Origin of the sequence: Photobacterium lucens (assembly GCF_009873615.1) — a bacterium.
In the GTDB taxonomy this organism is placed as follows: Bacteria; Pseudomonadota; Gammaproteobacteria; order Enterobacterales; family Vibrionaceae; genus Photobacterium; species Photobacterium lucens.
The window spans coordinates 1-464 of the sequence record NZ_SSMG01000403.1; the positions used below are offsets into that span (position 1 = coordinate 1).

Here is a 464-nt window from a genome sequence, read left to right on the forward strand (position 1 = left end):
TTCATGACTGGGGTGAAGTCGTAACAAGGTAGCCCTAGGGGAACCTGGGGCTGGATCACCTCCTTACCTAAAGACTTACTGTTGAATGCAGTGTCCACACAGATTGCTTGGTTAATAGTAAAGAACGTAAAAAGACTTGGGTCTGTAGCTCAGGTGGTTAGAGCGCACCCCTGATAAGGGTGAGGTCGGTGGTTCAAGTCCACTCAGACCCACCACTTTCTCTCAGATGAAAGTGGTGGTTTTAAGTCTTTTATATCGTTGGGGTTATAGCTCAGCTGGGAGAGCGCCTGCCTTGCACGCAGGAGGTCTGCGGTTCGATCCCGCATAGCTCCACCACTCTTTAAACGCATTCTTATGAGTGTTTTTAAAAAGTGGTTATCTAACGATAAACACAATGCTCTTTAACAATCTGGAAAGCTGACTAGTAAATTCAATCGAATAGATTGATTTATAGTTTTCATCGA

General features: G+C 44.8%; 2 tRNA genes and 1 rRNA gene. All 3 read left to right on the top strand.

What is annotated here, in order from left to right:
• A 16S ribosomal RNA gene (locus E5A76_RS16665) occupies window positions 1–66 on the top strand; the annotation flags it as partial.
• Between the two features lie 72 nt (window positions 67–138).
• Window positions 139–215, top strand: a tRNA-Ile gene (locus E5A76_RS16670).
• Between the two features lie 45 nt (window positions 216–260).
• Window positions 261–336 (top strand) — tRNA-Ala (locus E5A76_RS16675).
• The last annotated feature ends 128 nt before the right edge of the window (window positions 337–464 follow it).